At 68.0% G+C, this 17450-nt stretch carries 18 protein-coding genes; 11 read left to right on the top strand and 7 right to left on the bottom strand.

Annotated features, from left to right (window positions below):
• Positions 1–262: hypothetical protein (locus Q664_RS61045; protein WP_235216789.1), on the bottom strand; the 262-nt coding region annotated here is incomplete at its 3' end.
• 342 nt (positions 263–604) lie between these two features.
• Here Q664_RS61045 and Q664_RS20560 point away from each other — a divergent pair.
• Complete coding sequence (locus tag Q664_RS20560; RefSeq protein WP_235216788.1) at positions 605–1033, top strand: hypothetical protein; 429 nt, start codon at positions 605–607, stop codon at positions 1031–1033.
• An 81-nt stretch (positions 1034–1114) separates the two neighbouring features.
• Positions 1115–2257 (top strand): DUF3089 domain-containing protein, encoded by a 1143-nt coding sequence (locus tag Q664_RS20555; RefSeq protein ID WP_052518434.1) that lies wholly within the window; start codon positions 1115–1117, stop codon positions 2255–2257.
• 22 nt (positions 2258–2279) lie between these two features.
• Here the strand turns inward: Q664_RS20555 and Q664_RS20550 are convergent, their stop codons facing one another.
• Positions 2280–2675: a hypothetical protein gene (locus Q664_RS20550; protein WP_043398121.1), complete on the bottom strand. Its 396-nt coding sequence runs from the start codon at positions 2673–2675 to the stop codon at positions 2280–2282.
• Between the two features lie 114 nt (positions 2676–2789).
• Between Q664_RS20550 and Q664_RS20545 the strand changes: the two genes are divergently transcribed.
• Genes Q664_RS20545 through Q664_RS20535 form a run of 3 tightly spaced genes read left to right on the top strand, consistent with a single transcriptional unit; the run spans position 2790 to position 4683 of the window.
• On the top strand, positions 2790–2969 hold the full coding sequence (locus tag Q664_RS20545) for a hypothetical protein (protein ID WP_043398118.1): 180 nt from the start codon (positions 2790–2792) through the stop codon (positions 2967–2969).
• Positions 2970–2973: 4 nt separating this feature from the next.
• The gene (locus Q664_RS20540; protein WP_052518433.1) at positions 2974–3873 is read left to right on the top strand and encodes an MbnB/TglH/ChrH family RiPP precursor modification enzyme; all 900 of its coding nucleotides are present in this window, start codon (positions 2974–2976) and stop codon (positions 3871–3873) included.
• 3 nt (positions 3874–3876) lie between these two features.
• Positions 3877–4683 (top strand): hypothetical protein, encoded by an 807-nt coding sequence (locus tag Q664_RS20535; protein ID WP_043398115.1) that lies wholly within the window; start codon positions 3877–3879, stop codon positions 4681–4683.
• A gap of 12 nt (positions 4684–4695) precedes the next feature.
• On the opposite strand, the gene Q664_RS62680 is transcribed toward Q664_RS20535, so the two are convergent.
• Genes Q664_RS62680 through Q664_RS20520 form a run of 3 tightly spaced genes read right to left on the bottom strand, consistent with a single transcriptional unit; the run spans position 4696 to position 7822 of the window.
• On the bottom strand, positions 4696–6102 hold the full coding sequence (locus Q664_RS62680; RefSeq protein WP_326938716.1) for a hypothetical protein: 1407 nt from the start codon (positions 6100–6102) through the stop codon (positions 4696–4698).
• On the bottom strand, positions 6099–7031 hold the full coding sequence (locus Q664_RS62675; RefSeq protein ID WP_326938715.1) for a caspase family protein: 933 nt from the start codon (positions 7029–7031) through the stop codon (positions 6099–6101). Before Q664_RS62675 ends, Q664_RS62680 begins: the two co-directional genes overlap by 4 nt.
• On the bottom strand, positions 7028–7822 hold the full coding sequence (locus Q664_RS20520; RefSeq protein ID WP_043398110.1) for a hypothetical protein: 795 nt from the start codon (positions 7820–7822) through the stop codon (positions 7028–7030). Before Q664_RS20520 ends, Q664_RS62675 begins: the two co-directional genes overlap by 4 nt.
• A gap of 252 nt (positions 7823–8074) precedes the next feature.
• Between Q664_RS20520 and Q664_RS20515 the strand changes: the two genes are divergently transcribed.
• The 5 genes from Q664_RS20515 to Q664_RS20495 all read left to right on the top strand — a co-directional run bounded on the left by Q664_RS20515 (position 8075) and on the right by Q664_RS20495 (position 15559).
• Complete coding sequence (locus Q664_RS20515; protein ID WP_043398147.1) at positions 8075–8728, top strand: cobalamin B12-binding domain-containing protein; 654 nt, start codon at positions 8075–8077, stop codon at positions 8726–8728.
• Positions 8729–8730: 2 nt separating this feature from the next.
• Positions 8731–9450, top strand: coding sequence for a hypothetical protein (locus Q664_RS20510; protein WP_052518432.1), 720 nt, complete (start codon positions 8731–8733; stop codon positions 9448–9450).
• Entirely contained in the window at positions 9447–11486 is a 2040-nt protein-coding gene (locus Q664_RS20505) for a hybrid sensor histidine kinase/response regulator (RefSeq protein ID WP_043398109.1), read from the top strand. Before Q664_RS20510 ends, Q664_RS20505 begins: the two co-directional genes overlap by 4 nt.
• Positions 11479–13020 carry a response regulator gene (locus tag Q664_RS20500; RefSeq protein ID WP_052518430.1) on the top strand — a complete coding sequence of 514 codons (1542 nt, stop codon included), beginning with the start codon at positions 11479–11481 and terminating at the stop codon, positions 13018–13020. The genes Q664_RS20505 and Q664_RS20500 overlap by 8 nt, the downstream gene beginning before the upstream one ends.
• 322 nt (positions 13021–13342) lie before the next feature.
• Complete coding sequence (locus Q664_RS20495; RefSeq protein WP_200883734.1) at positions 13343–15559, top strand: helix-turn-helix domain-containing protein; 2217 nt, start codon at positions 13343–13345, stop codon at positions 15557–15559.
• Positions 15560–15651: 92 nt separating this feature from the next.
• Here the strand turns inward: Q664_RS20495 and Q664_RS20490 are convergent, their stop codons facing one another.
• Both Q664_RS20490 and Q664_RS56445 read right to left on the bottom strand, forming a co-directional pair.
• Positions 15652–16122 (bottom strand): SMI1/KNR4 family protein, encoded by a 471-nt coding sequence (locus Q664_RS20490; RefSeq protein WP_052518428.1) that lies wholly within the window; start codon positions 16120–16122, stop codon positions 15652–15654.
• Entirely contained in the window at positions 16119–16637 is a 519-nt protein-coding gene (locus Q664_RS56445) for an HNH endonuclease (RefSeq protein ID WP_160174462.1), read from the bottom strand. Before Q664_RS56445 ends, Q664_RS20490 begins: the two co-directional genes overlap by 4 nt.
• A gap of 491 nt (positions 16638–17128) precedes the next feature.
• On the opposite strand from Q664_RS56445, the gene Q664_RS20480 reads away from it, so the two are divergent.
• Positions 17129–17419, top strand: a complete 291-nt coding sequence (locus Q664_RS20480; protein WP_152622234.1) for a hypothetical protein — start codon at positions 17129–17131, stop codon at positions 17417–17419.
• Positions 17420–17450: the final 31 nt, after the last annotated feature.

Below are 17450 nucleotides of genomic sequence, written 5' to 3'. Positions count from 1 at the left end.
TCTTCGTCGACTCTCCCCGCCAACCTGGCCTCGCCGCCGTTGCGGCTTCCGCCTTGTCGAGGGGCGCGGCTTCTACCACCGCCGCGTTGGGAGTCAACTCCGCACTGCCGACCCCGTATTCCTTCTTCAGCCCGTCCGGATCATCCCACCGCCAGTGCGGCTTCGCTTTTCCGTCCGAGGGGGCGCGGCTTCTACCACCACCGAGTGGGGAGTCAACACGCTTCTCCGACTTCCTCTTCCAGGCACCGTCATCGAGGACCAATCGCCTCGAGCCACAGCCCAGCGTGCCTCGCTCATGAACTCCACGCCATGCCTGCTACCACTCAGGCCCCCCAAGATGAGCAACCGGAGAACCAAGCGCTCGTGCCTCAGCCTCCAGGTTGGTCCGCACTGAAGAACACCGTTCCCAATCGAGCGCTACGACCCGGCACGACTGGCCCGAGCCCCTGAATGTCGGAGCCCGTTTTCGCGCGGCGAAGACAACCCGCGTTGCTCACCCCCCGACACCGCCGGAACTGTCGAATCAGGAACCTGGACCCACAGCGTTCAGCGTCTCCACCTCCTGGACGCCCCCGCCTACAAAAAGCGCTACCCCACCCTGCGCGTGTTCGCTCCGAGTGGCGGCCGCCAGGCCATCGCCGAGGTCGTCCCCGTCGACGGAACCTACGAGGACTTTCCCGCCGACGACACGGTCCGCCTGGAGATGTTGCACGGCGTGAAAGCGGGTGAAGGGGCCATGTTCGTTCGCTCGAGCGATGGGCTGACGCTGGTGCTCAACGACTGCCTCTTCAACATGGACCGCAAGAAGGATCCGCTCGGCTGGTTCTTCACCACGGTGCTGGGCTCGGCGCCAGGGCCTCGCGTGTCCCGCCTGGTGAAGCTCATGTTCGTCCAGGACAAGAAGGCACTCCGGGCGGACTTCGAGCGCTTCGCCCAGCTCCCCGGGCTCGTCCGGCTCATCGTCTCGCACGAAAAGGTGGCCCATGGTGCCGAGGCCGCGAGCGCGCTGAAGCAGGCAGCCACCTACCTTTGAACGCCAGGGGCGGCAGGGGGGGTGTACCGGAGATCCCAGAAGCGTGAGGATCGGCCGCATGCAATCGGTACGGGTGAAATCATGAGGACCCAGCTCCCGCGTATCCTCGCCACCACGCTCCTGGCCTGCACCCTGCTGCTGGTGCTCCTGGGGATGAACTTCTCGCCCATCTTCCTGTGGTCGGTCACCCCCAGGACTCCGTTCAGCGAAGCGCGTGCTCCCGCTCCCCCCGACTACACCCAGCCCTCCGCCTGGAGCGCGCTTCCCGAGCTCCAGGATCTCGCGGACACGGTGCCCCCCTCGAGCACGGCCGTCGAGCCATCCCAGGCTCCCGTGGATGTCTTCTACATCCACCCCACCACCTATATCGGCGGCGAGTGGAATGGCCCCGTCGATGACTCCACCCTCAACGAAGCCACCGACCGGGTAGCGACACTCATTCAAGCCAGTGCCTTCAACGCCTGTTGCGCGATCTACGCGCCCCGGTACCGGCAGGCCAACATGACCGCCTTCACCGGGCAGGTGGAAAAGGGCCAGGCCGCGTTGGACCTCGCCTACCAGGACGTCGCCACCGCGTTCCGCTACTGGCGAGAGCACCACAACCGCGGACGGCCCTTCATCCTCGCGGCGCACAGCCAGGGAACCGCGCATGCCAGGCGCCTCCTGCGCGAGGCCGTGAGCGGAACCCCACTCCGGAACCAGCTCGTCGCCGCGTATCTCCCCGGAATCCCACTGGCCGAGAGCACTCTCCGCCAGGACCTTCCCGACATCCCCTTCTGCGACTCGCCGGAGCAGACCGGCTGCGTCATCAGCTGGAACGCACGGGCCGCCCACTCCACGGAGCGCATCCATCTGCGGGAGCCCGTCCCCCACGCGGCGTCCCGCTCGGGGCCCTTCCTCTGCGTGAATCCCCTGACCTGGCGGCACGACACGGAACCCGCATCCCCGGAACGGAACGAAGGCGCCGTGTTCCTCGATGCGACTCCTCCCCAGGTGATGCCCGGCCTCACCGGTGCCCAGTGCAAGGACGGAATGCTGGAGGTCCTCATCCGCGCGGACATGCCCCGGGACTTCATGAGCCGGCTGCTCGACCATTCGCTCGGCGAGGGCAACTACCACCCCGTGGAGTACCAGCTCTTCTACACGAGCATCCGCCGCAACGCCGTCGAGCGCGTGGCGGCGTTCCTCCGCTCGAACGCCCTCCCGACTCCACGCGACAACTGAGCCCAGCGAGCACGTCCCCCGGCTACTCCCCTCGCTGCTGGCGCTCGTGGAGGACCTCCACGTAGTCCCGCAGCACCCGGAAGGCATCGCTGTCGTAGACCTGGGGGCCCCCAGTGGAGACGTGCTCCTCCAGGGCGAACAGGGACGAGGTGAGCGCTCTCCAGCCCAACAGCATCTCCTCGTAGCGGTGCTGCTCGAGCAGCGCGCGGAACTCCACCACCGCCGGCAACTCCGCGTGACGGTTCATCGGCCCCCAGTTGCGAGCTCGCGACAGCAGCTCCTCGGTGCCCAGCAACCGCAGCTGCTCCTTGTGGCGGCGGCTGGCCTCCCGCTCCTTGCGCCAGAAGAAGACCGCCAGGGCCACCCACCCAAGCAGGAACAACCCGCCCAGCAATCCGAGCCCCGTGCAGATGCGCATGGGGGTGAGTTACCCCAAACTGCCCGGCACCACAGCACCTCCCGGTACCGCCGCCAGCACCAGACTTCCGGGGTGCTCTTGACCGCCAGGACTGTCTTTTTTTACTATTAGTGCATGACCACGACCCCCTCCATTCCCGAGACCTGTGAGCTGGACAACGACCTTCTGGACACCGTGACGGGAGGCGGCGGGGTGGTCCTCGTTCCCACCGAGGAGTGCCCCACCTGCGCCTCGGGCGCGGACCCGACGGTGCTGAACGCGCAGTTCCAGAACCTGCTGGCCGGCGACCTGTAGCCCCTTGAGCCAGCGCCGGGCCAGGCTGGGCGTCGGACTGTCCTACCAGGGCTCGCTGCGCGAGTTCGTGCGCGAGCACCTGGAGGCCTACGACTTCCTGGAAGTCATCCCGGACATCTTCTGGACCGAGGAGCACGGCCCCGACGGGGCACTGCGCTTCCGGGAGAACCCCGAGGGACTGCGGCTGCTGGACTGGGTGGCCGCGCGCCGTCCCCTCGTCGCCCACTCGGTGGGCATGTCGCTGGGCAGTGCCGAGGGCGGTTTCTCCCCGGACTACGTCGCCCAGCTGGCTCGCTGGCAACGGCGCTACCACTTCGCCTGGCTCAGCGAGCACCTGTCCTTCACCCGCCTGCCCCACGGTCCCGGCGAGCACATGGACCTCGGGGTGATGCTGCCCGTGCCGTATGACGAGGACACGCTGGAGCTGCTCGCCGGACGCGTCGCCCAGGTGCGGCAGGCCGTGGACGCCCCCTTCCTCCTGGAGAACAACGTCTTCTACTACCAGCTCCCCGAGCAGGAGCTGAGCGAGCCAGCCTTCCTGAAACGGTTGGGCGAGCGCACCGGCAGCGGGCTCCTCCTGGACCTGCACAACCTCCACACCAACGCGCGCAACCACGGCTTCTCGCCGCTCGACTTCCTCGAGGCGCTGGACCTCTCGCAGGTGGTGGAGCTGCACATCGCCGGCGGCTACGAGTGGGAGGGCTTCTACCTGGATGCGCACTCGGGCGCGTGCCCCGAGCCCGTGTGGGAGCTCCTGGAGCAGGTGCTGCCGCGGCTGCCCAATCTGGGAGGCGTCGTCTTCGAGATGTTCGGCAACTACGCCCCCCTGCTCGGCACCGACATCCTCCTGGGCGAGCTGCGGCGGCTGCGCGGCGTGTTGGAGCGCCACGGCGGAAGGCCCTGAGTCATGTCCCTGGCGGGCTTCCAACGGGCACTCTCCGCACTCGTCATGTCCCCCGCGCTACGGGCGGAAATGGCCGCGCTCCCGGAACAGGAGCTACCCGCCCGGTTCGTGGGCCTCGAGCTGACGGAGCGCGAGCGGCGCCGGCTGCACGCCCTGGCTCGCGACGCGGGGATGAAGGTGACGACCCTGCTCCACCGCGCCAACCGGCTGAGCATGCTCACCAACACGCTGCCTCGCACCAGCGAGGCCATGGCCCACCCGAAGCTCCAGCCCCTCGTGCAGCGCTACTGGAGGGAGCACCCCCCCACCAGCGTCATGTACGTGCGCGAGGCGCGGCGCTTCGCCGGGTTCCTCCTGGGACTCCTGCGCTCGGGCGAGCTCGTGCACCCGCCCCTCGCCGAGCTGCTGGAGGCGGAGCTGGCCCTGCTCGAGCTGGGGAAGTCGGGGCTGGCCATGCCCGCCGCACCCGAGGTGCCGCCGGAGGGAGCCGCACTGGAGCAGGCCCGGCCAAGGCTCGGCCCGTGGTGCCATGTCCTTCCCTTCCGGATGGAGCCGCGGATGCTGCTCCGCTCGGGAGGCGCCATCACCCTGCCGGAGAACCTGCCGGACGAGGAGCGCTACCTGCTCCTCACCAGCGTGAGCCCCGGTCAGGTCGTCCCGAGCGGCCTCGAGGTGATGCGCGGCCGCGTCCTCCGGGCCAGCACCGGCGAGCACTCCGTTGCATGGCTTCGCGCGGAGCTCGGCTGCCCGTCCTCGCTCTTCCTGGAGCTGGCTCGCGAGGGGTTGCTCCTCCTGGGCCCGGCGCAGTAGGCCGCCCCGTCCTCACATCCGGATGCCGAGCTGCACGCCGGGCCAGTACCGCACCGTGGTGGTCTCGGACAGCCACTCCTCCCGCGAGGGCAGCGTGGTGAGCGCGTATCGGTCCCGTTCGCTCCCCGCCAGGTACACGTTGTAGGTGGGCCCACCGAAGAAGGCGAAGCGCTGGAAGAGCTGCACCCCCAACATCAGCCGCCCCTGGCCGAGCACGTTCGAGCCGCCAGCGAATGGATCCCTCACGCGCAGCACCGTGCTGCCCGCCACGTCCCCATCCAGCCACATCCGCTCGCCCAGCGGCACGTGCACCCCCAGCCCCAGCCCCAGGCTGAAGCGCTCCAACCGGTCGTCCGGCCCGATGCCCCCCAGCAGCGCCGTGTACACGTACTTGCCTCCAAACTTCACCGCCAGGTTGGTGAGCTGGATGTCGCTGCCGTACAGCTCCACGTGGAACTGCCCCTTCTTCTCGAAGGAGAGCAGCCCCAGCGGCACGCCCTTCACCTCCTCGGACACGTTCACCAGGCCCAGCTGCACGCCCGTCACCACCCGGGCCACGTTGACGAGGCCCAGCTGCGCGCCCGTCACGTCCCCCCCCACGTTCAGCAGCGCCGCCTGCACGCCCATCACGTCGCCCGCGCGGTTGAAGCCCGCCGCCCACTGCACGCCCCGCACCGAGCCGCCCGTCACGTTCCCGCCCGCCGCTCCCTGCAGGCCCGCGAAGTCCCCTCGCGCCACGTTGAGGCCCGCGGCCCCCTGGATTCCACTGAAGCTCCCTCCCGTCACGTTGCCGCCCGCCGCCAGCTGCACGCCCCACACCGAGCCCGCGGCCACGTTCGCCCCCGCCGCCGCCTGCCCCACCCACACATCCCTTCCCGCCACGTTCGCCCCCACCGCCAGCTGCAACGCCTCCACCTCCCCGAGCACGATGTTCGCCGCCGGGGACGCCATCAGCCCGCTCGCCTCCTTCTTCACCACGTTGAAGCCCGAGGACATCAACAGGCCATGGGCCTCCTCCTCGTACCAGTTGGCCACCAGCGACAGCGCCGCTCCCCTCACCCGCACCGCCCGCCCTCCATTCACCACGCCGAACGCGAGCTGGTTCTCCACCCACCCGCCCGGCGGCCTCGGCACGTTGGTGCTCAACCGCGGAATGAGGCTCAGCGACACCGGCACCTGCGTGTAGCTCCGCATCCGGTACAGCCCCTCCGCCTCGGTGAGTCCGGCGCCCGCCAGGAGCTCGGGCTTCACGAGCGCCGGCTCCACCCCGGGCGCCACCGGCGCCACCTCGGGCCCCCCGCGAGACACCGTCGCCTCCAGCGGAATCGCCTGGAAGCTCGCCGCCGCCAACGGGGTGCGCTGCCCCTCCACCAGCGTGAAGCCCGCCTCGGAGGCCCCGCTCTCCAGCTCGCGCCTCACCTGGTAGCGCCCGGGCGCCAGTCCCAGCTCCGCGGCGCCGCCAGCTTCTGCACCTCCACCACCAGCGTGCCCGCCTCGTCTCGCACGAAGAGCCGCCCCTCCAACGCCTCGGTGAGGTACAGCCCCGCCGACGTCGCCCGCAGGTCCGTCATCACCAGGTCCCCCGAGCCCGCCAATTCGATGTCGTACGCCGGGTGCTGCGCCCCACCCCGCGTCTTCTCGGTGCGCGCCAGCGTCTCGTGGAAGGCGAACTGGTAGGCCTCGTTGAGCGTGACGCGCCCATCCCTCGTGGCATCCGCCGCGCCCCGCAGGCCCGAGATGAGGTGGTGGGTGAAGTACGAGGCCCCCAGCCTGTCCGACTCCTGCGACACCTCGTCCTCGCTCGAGGAGGTGAGGATGGCGTGCCCCTTCACCTTGTTGCCCGAGTCCACCAGGAAGGCGGGCCGGCGCGTCCCCCCCTTCGCCCGGGCGAAGGCCCCCGAGGCGCAACTGTCCAACACCGCGATGCGCACGTCCGCCGGCAGCGCATTCAGGGCCCGGCGCAGCTCGCCATAACCCAGGCGCTCGCCCTTGAGCAGCAGGCCCTCCTCGTCCGAGTGCCCCGAGTAGTAGACGAGCACCTCCACGCGCGAGGCCCCCGAGCCCCGCGCCGCCTCGGTGCGCGCGCGCAGTTCCCCGAGCGCCTCCAGCAGCCCCGCCCGCCCCACGTCCACCAGCACGCGCCGATCCGCGGCGGCCACTCCGCCCAGCTCCCCCAGCACCTTGTCGAAGGAGCGCGCGTCGGACACGGCATAACGCAACCGCACGCGCCCGGGCCCGCCGTCGTTGACTCCCACCAGCAGCGCCAGGCGCCGCACCGGGCCCGTCTCCGCGAGCGCGGGCGCGGCCAGCAGCAGACACAGGAGGGCGAGGACTCTCGAGGCACTCATGGGGAGGACTTCTCCAGCGTGAAGGAGGCCTGCATGTACCGCGAAGGCAGGGGCAACGGCGAGGTGCGCGCCCCGGGGCGTCCAGCGAGCGAGCGGGCGGCGGCGAGCACCTCCTCCAGGGCGAAGGGGGCCTCGGCGGTGACGAGGAAGAAGCGCTCGAAGCCCGGGGCATCGTCCAGGGCATAGGCACCGGGCAGCGCGTGGGCCCCCGCGGGCGCCAGCGGCACCGAGCCCACACCGGACTCGGGGGCGTGCAGGGTGACGGTGCCGCGTCCGTCCACCGAGAGGATGACGCCATGGCCCCGGCCCGCGGCCACGTAGGCCAGCTGCACCACGTCCCCGGAAGCCGCGGGCGCTCCGTCCGCGAGCGCCTCGGCCGCCCCGTCCCGCTGGCGATGAACGGTGAGCCGCGGCTCCAGGCCCTTCACCCGCGTCTCCTCCACCCGCGTCTCCAGGGCCACCGGCCCGGCCCCCTGGGGCCGCACGAGGACGACGAGCGCCACCGCCGCGAGCGCCGGCACGAGGGCGGTGACGAGGAAGGGAAAGCGGCGCGCCAGCCCCTCCCCCCGCGCATGGAAGCGGCGGGCCCTGGCGGACACCCACCGGGCGACGTCGGCGGGCGGGTGCCGGGCCAGGGTGGCGGCGGTATCCGCCTCGAGCGCGGCGAGCCGGGCCGCCCCGTCCGGCTCCTCCAGGAGGCGGGCACGGGCACGGACGAGTTCCTCGGGGGGGAGCTCACCCAGGGAGATCCTCTCGAGAAGCCAGTCGGGGGTGCGGGTCGGGGAACGCATGCGGCCTCCTGCCGGAGAAGGGAACACCGCGCCCGCCCCGGGCTGTTACCGCCCCTCCCTCCTCCCCGCGCTTTTCTTCCCCGGGGCCTTCCCTCCCCCTTGCTTTCCCAACTTTCGAGCAGGCGAGCAGGGACCCCGGACGCACCCTCCCGCACGCCGTTGTTGACTGCCTGGGAAATCGAGCAGCCCGTGCTTCTTGGAGTGAACAGACCCGAGTACCTTGGCCCCTGTCCCCCCCATCGCGACTTCACCTTGACCACCGACACCATCGCCGCGATTCGCGCGTCGTACCTCTCCGCACAGCTCGCGGGAAACCGCCGTGAAGCCCTGCGCCTTCTCGTGGATGAGGGCATCCTGCGCGGCATTCCCCTGACCACCCTGCACCTGGACGTCATCCAGAGGGCCCAGTGGGAGATCGGCCGGATGTGGCAGGAGAATGAAATCTCCGTGGCCCAGGAGCACATGGCCACCGCCATCTCCCAGCTGGCCCTCTCTCACCTCTACCGCCACCTGCAGAGAGACCCCCCCAATGGCCGCAGCGTGGTGGTGACGTGCGTGGAGGGCGAACTGCACGAGCTGGGCGCGCGCATGGCCAGCGACTTCCTGGAGATGTCGGGCTTCGACGTGCGCTTCTTGGGTGCCAACGTTCCCACCGAGCACCTGGTGCGCGAGGTGCGTGAGTCGAAACCCGATTTGCTGGCGTTCTCGGTCACCATGACGTACCACCTCCCCGCGCTGCGCAAGGCGGTGGCGGCCGTGCGCGAGGTGGCACCGGCGCTACCGATGGCCGTAGGGGGGCTGGCCTTCACCTGGGTTCCCGGAGTGGAGGCGGAATTGGGAGTCCCCTTCTTCGGCAAGGACGCGCGCGAGCTGGTGGCCGCGGCCTGCAGGATGTTCGAGGTCTAGCCATGCAGTCGTTGGCCCGTGAAGTGGAGCGCCGCACGCAGCGGCTGGCCGAGGCATCCGTCTCGGAGCTCTACGATGACCCCTTCTGGTTCGCCCGCTACGGCGAGGACCGGGCGCGGCGCTTCGGCGGCGAGGACGCCGTCTTCCACGTGCGCTACCTGGTGCAGGCCCTGGAGGCCAAGGACGCCGGGGTGATGGAGCGCTACGCGCGCTGGTTGCAGGGGCTGCTGGTGCCTCGCGGCATGTGCTCGCGCCACCTCGCCGCGCACTTCCAGGGGCTGTACGCCGCGCTGGTGCGCGAGGGCCTGACGCAGCCCCCCGAGGCCCTGGAGTACGTGCGCGCGGCGGAGCTGGCGCTGGAGTGGCCCGAGGGCCCCGCGCGCACCGTGCACCTGGCCCTTCCCCGGCTGGTGCCCCAGACGCTCGGCGAGCTGGCCTCGCGCGAGGGGCCGCTCACCCGGGGGCAGGAGATCCGCCTGGGAGACGAGTTGCTGTTGCAACTGTCCTACTTGATAGACTCGCTCGGAGCACAACGGCCGGGGCTCTTCGTGGAACATGTGCGGTGGTACGCGGGCTTCTGGCCGCGCCGGGACTTGCGGTGCAGCTACCGCGGGCTGCTGGAGGCGCTGGAGGCAGCGCTGGCCCGGGATGTCTCCCTCTCGGAGTTGCCCCGGGTGACGGTGGCGACGGGGCTGACAGCCCTGGAAAAGGAGCAGTCATGACCGCGTCCGTACCGGCCGCCCTGTGGCAATTCCTGAGCCGCGAGGTGGCGCTGGTATGCGATGCATCCGGCACCCTCTCCTGGATGGATGACCGCGCCGCGCGGCTGCTCGAGGCCAGCCCCGGCCAGACCCTGCGCTCGCTGGCGGCGCAGGGCACCGAGGACAAGGTGGACAAGCTCGTCACCCTGTCCCGCGACGAGCGGGTGGAGCGCTGGGAAATCATCCTGTGCGTGGCGGGCCAGCCGCGCACCTTCGCCTTCCGGGGCGCACCGCACGAGGGCGGCGCGGCGCTGGTGGGCAGCCTGGTGACGGAGGACTACGCCGCCGCGCTCTCGCAGGTGACGGAGACCCTGAGCGAGCTGTCGGCGCTGCACCGCGAGACGGAGCGCCAGCAGCGCGAGCTCAAACGGCGCGCGGACGAGCTGGCCCGCATCAACCGCGAGCTGGAGGAGTCCAACCGCGGCGTGCGCACCCTGCACGCCGAGCTGGACGAGAAGACGGAAAGCCTGGTGCGCGCCGCGGAGATCAAGAGCCGGGTGGTGGCCAACGTCAGCCACGAGTTCCGCACCCCCCTGCACTCCATCCTCGGCCTGGCGCGGCTGCTGCTCAACCCCGCCAACGGCTCGCTCACCCCGGAGCAGCAGAAGCAGGTGCAGTTCATCCGCTCCTCGGGCGAGGCCCTCTTCGAGCTGGTGAACGACCTGTTGGATCTCTCCAAGATGGAGTCCGGCAAGGCGACGCTGCGGCCCATGAAGTTCGGCGCCGGGGACTTCCTGGGGGCACTGCGCGGGATGATGAGGCCGCTGGTGCCGGGGGACTCGCCGGTGGAGCTGCGCTTCGAGGAGCCGCCGGCGGACCTGGAGCTGGAGACGGACGAGGCCAAGGTGAGCCAGGTGCTGCGCAACCTGGTGTCCAACGCGCTGAAGTTCACGGAGAAGGGCCACGTCACGGTGTCCGCCAGGCACGGGCCGGAGGACACGGTGTGCTTCCAGGTGAGCGACACGGGCATCGGCATCGCGCCGGAGCACCACGCGCACATCTTCGAGGAATTCACCCAGGTGGAAAGCCCCCTGCAGAAGCAGGTGAAGGGCACGGGCCTGGGGCTGGCGCTGTCGCGGCGGCTGGCGGAGTTCCTGGGCGGCAGCCTCACGGTGCAGAGCACGCCGGGCCGGGGCTCCACCTTCACCTTCATCGTGCCCCGGGTGCATCCGGAGGTGAAGGAGATGGTGGGCCTCACCGAGCGCAGCCAGCACCTGGAGCCGGGCCGCGCCCCGGTGATGGTGCTGGAGGACGACCGGCAGACGCTCTTCCTGTACGAGAAGTACCTGTCACGCTCGGGCTTCCAGGTGCTGCCCGTGCGCACCGTGGAGGATGCGCGCCGCACGCTGCAGCGGGTGCGTCCGGCGGCCATGGTGATGGACGTCATGCTGGAGGGCGAGACGAGCTGGAGCTTCCTCTCCGAGCTCAAGAGCAACGAGGCCACGCGCGACATCCCCATCCTGGTGGTGACGCTCATGGACCGGGAGCAGAAGGCGCGCGCGCTGGGCGCCGACGAGTTCTGGCTCAAGCCGGTGGGCGAGGAGCAACTGCTGCGCAAGCTGGCGGAGATGGCTCGCAGCGGCCCGGTGCAGAAGCTGCTCATCATCGACGACGACGAGGTGCACCGCTACCTGCTGCGCCAGCTCCTCAAGGACACGCCCTACCTCCTGGACGAGGCGGGCACCGGGCCCGAGGGCATCCGGCTGGCGCGCGAGAAGACGCCGGACCTCATCTTCCTGGACTTCGTGCTGCCGGACATGACGGCCTTCGACGTCCTGGACGAGCTGAAGGCGGACCCGCGCACGCGCGACATCCCCGTCATCCTCCACACCTCGCGCCAGCTCCAGGAGGAGGAGCGCAAGCGGCTGGAGAAGGGAACCTCCACCATCCTGGCCAAGCACAAGCTGAGCCGGGAGGTCGCCATCACGCGCATCCGGGACGCGCTGCACAAGACGGGGCTGGGCACCGACAAGGGCGAAGGGAGCCGCCGTGGCTGAGCTGACTTTCTCCGCGACGATTCTCAACGTCAACGACGACGAGGCGACGCGCTACCTGTCGACGCGCACCCTGACGATGGCGGGCTACCGCGTGCTGGAGGCCGCCACGGGTGAGGAGGCCCTGCGGCTGGCGGCCCAGGAGCGTCCGGACGTGGTGGTGCTGGACGTGAAGCTGCCGGACATCAGCGGCTACGAGGTGTGCCAGCGCCTGCGCGGCCAGCCGGAGACGGCCTCCATCGCGGTGATGCACACCTCGGCCACCTACGTCACCCCGGACAAGAAGGTGCGCGGACTGGAGGGCGGCGCGGACGCCTACCTCACCGAGCCCTTCGAGGGGGAGGAGCTGATCGCCACGGTGCGCTCGCTGTTGCGCATGCGGCGCGCGGAGCAGGACTTGCGCCGGCGCGCGGAGCACCTGACGGAGGCGGACCGGCGCAAGGACCTCTTCCTGGCCATGCTGGCGCACGAGCTGCGCAACCCCCTGGCGGCCATCACCACCGCGGCGGGCATCCTCGAGCGCCGGGCTCCCGCGGACCCGAAGGACGCGAAGATGGTCTCCATCATCCAGCGCCAGACGAACCACCTGGCGCGGCTGGTGGATGACCTGCTGGACGTGAGCCGGCTGACGCGGGGCAAGGTGGAGCTGCGCCAGACGCGGGTGGACCTGCGGGGCGTGCTGGAGCAGGTGCTGACCATCTTCCGCCCCCAGGCGGAGGGCAAGCACCTGACGCTGGAGTCGGACCTGCCGGCGGTGCCGATGTGGATGGAGGCGGACACGACACGGCTGGTGCAGGTGTTCACCAACCTGCTGGACAACGCGCTGAAGTACACGAACGCGGGTGGCGCCATCACCGTGAAGGCGGAGCGCGTGCCAACGGGAGACACCCGCGAGAGCGCGCGGGTGCGGGTGAAGGATACGGGTATTGGCATCCGGCCGGAGATATTGCCCTCGGTGTTCGAGCTCTTCTCCCAGGCGGACGAGTCGCTGGAGCGCACGCGGGGCGGACTGGGCATCGGCCTGACGCTGGTGCACAACCTGGTGGAGATGCACGGGGGCCGGGTGGAGGCGCACAGCGACGGCCCGGGCCGGGGCAGCGAGTTCGTGGTGTGGCTGCCGCTGCATCCGCGGACGGAGGACTCCCCGGAGGAGGTGGTGGTGTTGCCGGAGCTGGTGAAGCGGCGGCGTCACATCCTGCTGGTGGAGGACAACGCGGACGCGAGGCTGGCCCTGCAGGAGCTGCTGGAGACGTGGGGCCACCGGGTGGAGGTGGCGGCGGACGGACTGAGGGGCCTGGAGCTGGCGGTGCAGCGCACGCCGGAGGTGGCGCTGGTGGACATCGGACTGCCGGGGCTGGACGGGTACCGGGTGGCCGAGGAGCTGCGGGCGAAGATCGGCCGGGGAATCCGGCTGGTGGCGCTCACGGGGTACGGCGAAATGGAGGACCGCAGCCGGGCGCGCGAGGCGGGGTTCGACCTGCACCTGGTGAAGCCGGTGAAGCCGGACGACCTGAGCCGCCTCCTGTCGGAGCTGTAGCCCTCGAGGCCGCGCTCCCACTCCGCACCATCCCCTCTCCCGCCGGGAGAGGGACAGGGTGAGGGTATCCGGACCGCTATTCCCCAGCGTGCCACACACGGCGTTGTCCCCGGAGACACGCAGGCCCCCCCTCCCACCTGGAAGTCCAGTGAGCGCAGTGCGTTTAACACCCACTCTGGCCCCTAGCGGATCAGGTCACGAATTTCACCTATCTGCCTCAGGCCGCAGCCATGCGGCCCATGGTTGCATATATGATTCATACATGTTAGACCCGCTCTACATGGACGATGGGATGTCGTTCATAGTGTGAGGAGCGGGCTCCATGAATGATGAACTGCCGATGCCGGCCAGCACGGGCTCTGTCATCTCGTCGCTGCGTGCGGAACTTGGTGCAACACAGACCCAGGTTGCCCAAAAGGCGCGGATCGACCAAAGCCGTGTTTCGCGTATCGAGAAGGGTGAGGTCGCTGTAGCGGCAGATGTAAAGCGAGTTCTGGAAGCCCTGGTTAGCCTGGGTTCAAGCGCCGCTGGCCGCTATCTTGAGTTCGTAAAGCGGGAGTGGACGCAGATCGAACGCCCAGCTTTCTGGAACCCTCAAATCGTGGCTCTGGAGATGGCGGAGAATACCCTCAGCGAGATCAAGACGTTTCTCGCCGAGACCGACACCCCATGGCCCCTTAAAAGGCAAATCGAGCGCCACAGCGGTGCAATCCAGAGCGCAGCCGCCTACCTTCAGTCCACCAACCATCAAATAGCGTTCATCGGTGATATCGGCGTAGGCAAATCCACAGCCTTGAGCTTCCTCTTCGATCTCCTGGTGCCTTCCACTCCCGATGGGCGCCGACTCGAGCGGGTGGTTCTTGAAACAGGCAGTGGTCGCACGACCATTTGCGAAGTTCACATCCGACGCGGTCCCGAGTTTGGAGTCTCAATTCAGCCTTACACAGATAGCGACCTCCGCGCTCTCGTTGGCGACTTCTGCGCCAGCCTGTGGCTCAGGGTGGGCAAGAAAGCCGAGGATGGCGGTGAGGTTGCGCACGCCAGCGAGGAAATAGGGCGCGCTATCCGGAACATGGCCAATCTCACCGTGAAAAAGGAGCGTACGCCCGAAAACAAGACCATACGGCGCGACACTGCATTCGAACTCGCGCAAACCTGTTCGAGCGAAGACGAATTGCGCGCCAAGGTTCTTGATCGCATGCGCCTGGATGAGCGTACGCGGCGTGAGGCTTGGTTCGATCTGAGCAGCGGAAAGAACCCGATGAAATGGATGGGGGATATGTTCCGCGCCGTGAACAACGGACGGATGCCCGACGTGCCCCTGCCACGATCTATCGATCTGCTCGTCCCTGAATTCGGCAAGGATGCTGGTGCTCTTGAGATCTCTGTCATCGATACGAAGGGCGTGGATGACCTAGCCGTACGCGAAGATCTTGATCGACGCCTCCGGGATTCTCGGACGGCAGTCGTGCTCTGCTCGCGGTTCAACGACGCACCGAACACGACTGTGCAAAACCTTCTCCAGCACATGAAGACGACGTTCGGTGAGCAGATGGACACCGGAAAAGTATCCATCCTGACCCTTCCTCGCGCAGGCGAGGCGATGTCCGTGAAAGACGACTCAGGAGATCCTCCGACCGATGACGCGGATGGTTACGAGATGAAGCGCGGACAGATCGAACGCACTCTCGGTGCCTCTGAGCATAATCTGGTCGGTGCGCCTATCCGGTTCTTCAACGTCGAGTCGGATGAACCAAGCGCCATCAGACGAATGATTTTCGAGCAGGTCGCTCAAATGCGCAACGCCTATTCGGAGCGTATCTCAGACCTCTGCGCTGCCGCCGAGGATTTGATCAAGAATTACGAGACGCAAGCCGTGAACGCCACCATTGAGGAGGTCGCAGCACAACTCGCCCTCTTCCTCAAGGGCAATCGGACGCTGAAGACTCGCGAACAGCACGCCTACGTGGAAGCCACCAACACGGTCGAGAGCGTCCGTTACGCTTCGACTCTGTGGGCAGCTACCCGTCGCAATGGGATGTGGGCTGGACTCAATTTGCCCCACCTTATCGGTACCGGCGCTGCCCAGGACGCCCTTCTTCGCTCCCGCGACTTCTTCACTCGCCTCAGTGGGTTCCTGAACACCTTGAAGGCCAACCCCGAGTTGTCGCTCGCACACCGTACGATCGAGCAGATTGAACGAAGCGCACAGCAGTTGCGAACAGCATTCGCGGACGCGGTGAGTACGGCGGGTATCGAGGTCTATCGAGAGCCACTCACTCAGGCCAATACGCTCTGGTCCAATTGTGCGAATGAATGGGGGGGCGGTGCAGGATTCAACTACCGCGTTTCATCCCACCTCAAGAGGTGGTTCGACGAACAGACCGAGCTAAAAGACAAGCTCGAGAAGCTGACTCTCAAGATATGGGAAGAGAAGGTGGTTGGTCCGCTCGCGCGTTTGACAAACGAGAGCGCCGCCGAGACACCAGAGTCACAGACTGCTCGCGTGTTGCCGTTCCCCGCCAAGCGCCCTGCATGAGCCAAGGGTCTTTCCACCTCGGCGTGAGGGTGCAACGTTCCCCCACGCCGGGTTCACCTTGAAAGGAATCAACGAATTGCAGTGCACGTCGCTCAGGAGGATCCATCCATCTCGTCGGGCAGAGCCCGCATGGACGCAAGAAACGCTTCGAAGCTCTCCGCGATACACGTGACGTTATCGTAATTCGAAGGACCTCCGCTGCCAGCCTCCCACTCATGGTCCCAGAAATACACCCCGCCGTACTCGCCCCCCCGTACCGCCAAGCAAATCAGATTCCCGAAAGCGTCATGCGCAATCGGCAGCAACTCCGGTGGCAGTCTCCCCTGATAAGCGTTCACATAGTCGAGCAGGTTGTCGTGCTCTCCCTCGTGGATGCCGAGGAACCGATCCACCATCTCCCACCTCCCGCTCATCTGGAACGCATCTGGAATGGGCCGACCTCCATTGTTCGAAAGCAAGAAGGCCCGGTAGTCTCGCGGCAATTCGATGGCTAGCGTTGACTCGACCTCTTCGATTTGCCTCGTGGACAAGGGGGCGTACGACTCCTCGAGGTTCACACTCATTCGCCAGACTCCACGGCCTTCTGAGTGGCATGCCCGCCCGTATGCGAAATCGCACGATGGAGGTCCGTGGGAACGAGTTGCATCGTCCTTCCATTCTGATGGTGGTGCCAGGTGTATCCGATGGGAGTGTGCTTGAAGCCCGCCGCAGCGTTGGCGGCCACCACGTCCCGCTTGCGGTCTCCGGAGAAGGAGATTCCCACGGTCTTGAGGGCATAGGGAGCGAAGTCAGGAAAACCTTCCTCGGTGAAGCGAACGCTCTTGGGATACTTGGCCTGCAACTCCTTGGGCAGTTCTTCAAGAGGAAAGACCTTGCCCGCATACTGGCTGTTACGCGGCAAGCGTCCGTTCACCTTGGGAACAGCCGGTACGCCCTGTTGAACAACAACCGGCGACCCCTTCTTGGGGGGAAGTCCGCCGCTCCCTTTTCTTCCGGCAATCGCATGCCCTTCAAGCCCCCACACCATTGGCAAAGAGGCGTCCTGCAGCGGACTCCGTGGACGAGCCACTGCCGTCATGAGTGGCAACAGTGCGCACAACACAAGACCTATACGTTCCAAGGATGAGACCTCCCACCTTCTCGATGACCTCAGCGTCCCGGAACTCACCTCGGCCCGTCCAGGGAATCCCATTCCGTATCGGTACGGTGTTCCGCAGATGTCAGTGAAATCCCCACCAGACCGGGTACACGTAGGCGTCCCATCACGTGGAGAGCTCCCCCCGCCAGCACCGTCCCACCCCGGGGGGCGGACAAGTGCCTTGAGCCAGACATCCGGTCCGCCCATTGGGTGACGAGGTCGCGAATTCCCGGTTCAGCGCACTTCGCAGCGCGGCGCGCCATGGGCAGATTAGAGCCCTGGGGGCGACGCCAGAGGCGCCATGCCGGGAGCAAGCTTCCGTGGCGCGGGCTGACGTCGAGATGAAAGAGCGTTCGTGACGCGGCGTCCCAGGGTGAAACCCGGGGACGAGATGGTGGGACGAGTCACGCGATCAGCACGGGGGTGTGGTCGTGAAGGCGACGAGGGTGGTGGCCGTGGCGGGCATGCTGCTGGGAGTGCCGGTGGGAGTGGTGGGGTCGATGTCCGTGGAGCCCGCGCCGCCCAGGGTGACGTGCGAGCCGGGCTCGAGGGACTGCGGGGCGCTGGAGGTAGAGGAGACGGTGCCCCAGTCGGTGGGGCTGGAGAGCCGCCACCCCTGTGACTGGGTGGAGACGTGCCAGTTGCCCTGTGGCCGCGAGGGGGGCGAGTGCTGCCACGCGGAGTGGAACTGTCCGCCGGACGCGAACCTGCCGCGCTGCTGAGCCCCCGAGGGAGCGGGGAAGCGGACCGTGG

Origin of the sequence: Archangium violaceum Cb vi76 (assembly GCF_000733295.1) — a bacterium.
GTDB lineage: Bacteria > Myxococcota > Myxococcia > Myxococcales > Myxococcaceae > Archangium > Archangium violaceum.
Note: the sequence above shows the minus strand (reverse complement) of the source record. Positions and strands in the feature narration are given on the sequence as shown.

Coding starts and splice junctions, on each gene's coding strand:
- Q664_RS20555 (WP_052518434.1), top strand. CDS start 1,115: ATGAGGACCCAGCTCCCGCGTATCCTCGCCACCACGCTCCTGGCCTGC.
- Q664_RS20550 (WP_043398121.1), bottom strand. CDS start 2,675: ATGCGCATCTGCACGGGGCTCGGATTGCTGGGCGGGTTGTTCCTGCTT.
- Q664_RS20545 (WP_043398118.1), top strand. CDS start 2,790: ATGACCACGACCCCCTCCATTCCCGAGACCTGTGAGCTGGACAACGAC.
- Q664_RS20535 (WP_043398115.1), top strand. CDS start 3,877: ATGTCCCTGGCGGGCTTCCAACGGGCACTCTCCGCACTCGTCATGTCC.
- Q664_RS62675 (WP_326938715.1), bottom strand. CDS start 7,031: ATGAGTGCCTCGAGAGTCCTCGCCCTCCTGTGTCTGCTGCTGGCCGCG.
- Q664_RS20520 (WP_043398110.1), bottom strand. CDS start 7,822: ATGCGTTCCCCGACCCGCACCCCCGACTGGCTTCTCGAGAGGATCTCC.
- Q664_RS20510 (WP_052518432.1), top strand. CDS start 8,731: ATGCAGTCGTTGGCCCGTGAAGTGGAGCGCCGCACGCAGCGGCTGGCC.
- Q664_RS20505 (WP_043398109.1), top strand. CDS start 9,447: ATGACCGCGTCCGTACCGGCCGCCCTGTGGCAATTCCTGAGCCGCGAG.
- Q664_RS20495 (WP_200883734.1), top strand. CDS start 13,343: ATGAATGATGAACTGCCGATGCCGGCCAGCACGGGCTCTGTCATCTCG.
- Q664_RS20490 (WP_052518428.1), bottom strand. CDS start 16,122: ATGAGTGTGAACCTCGAGGAGTCGTACGCCCCCTTGTCCACGAGGCAA.
- Q664_RS56445 (WP_160174462.1), bottom strand. CDS start 16,637: ATGACGGCAGTGGCTCGTCCACGGAGTCCGCTGCAGGACGCCTCTTTG.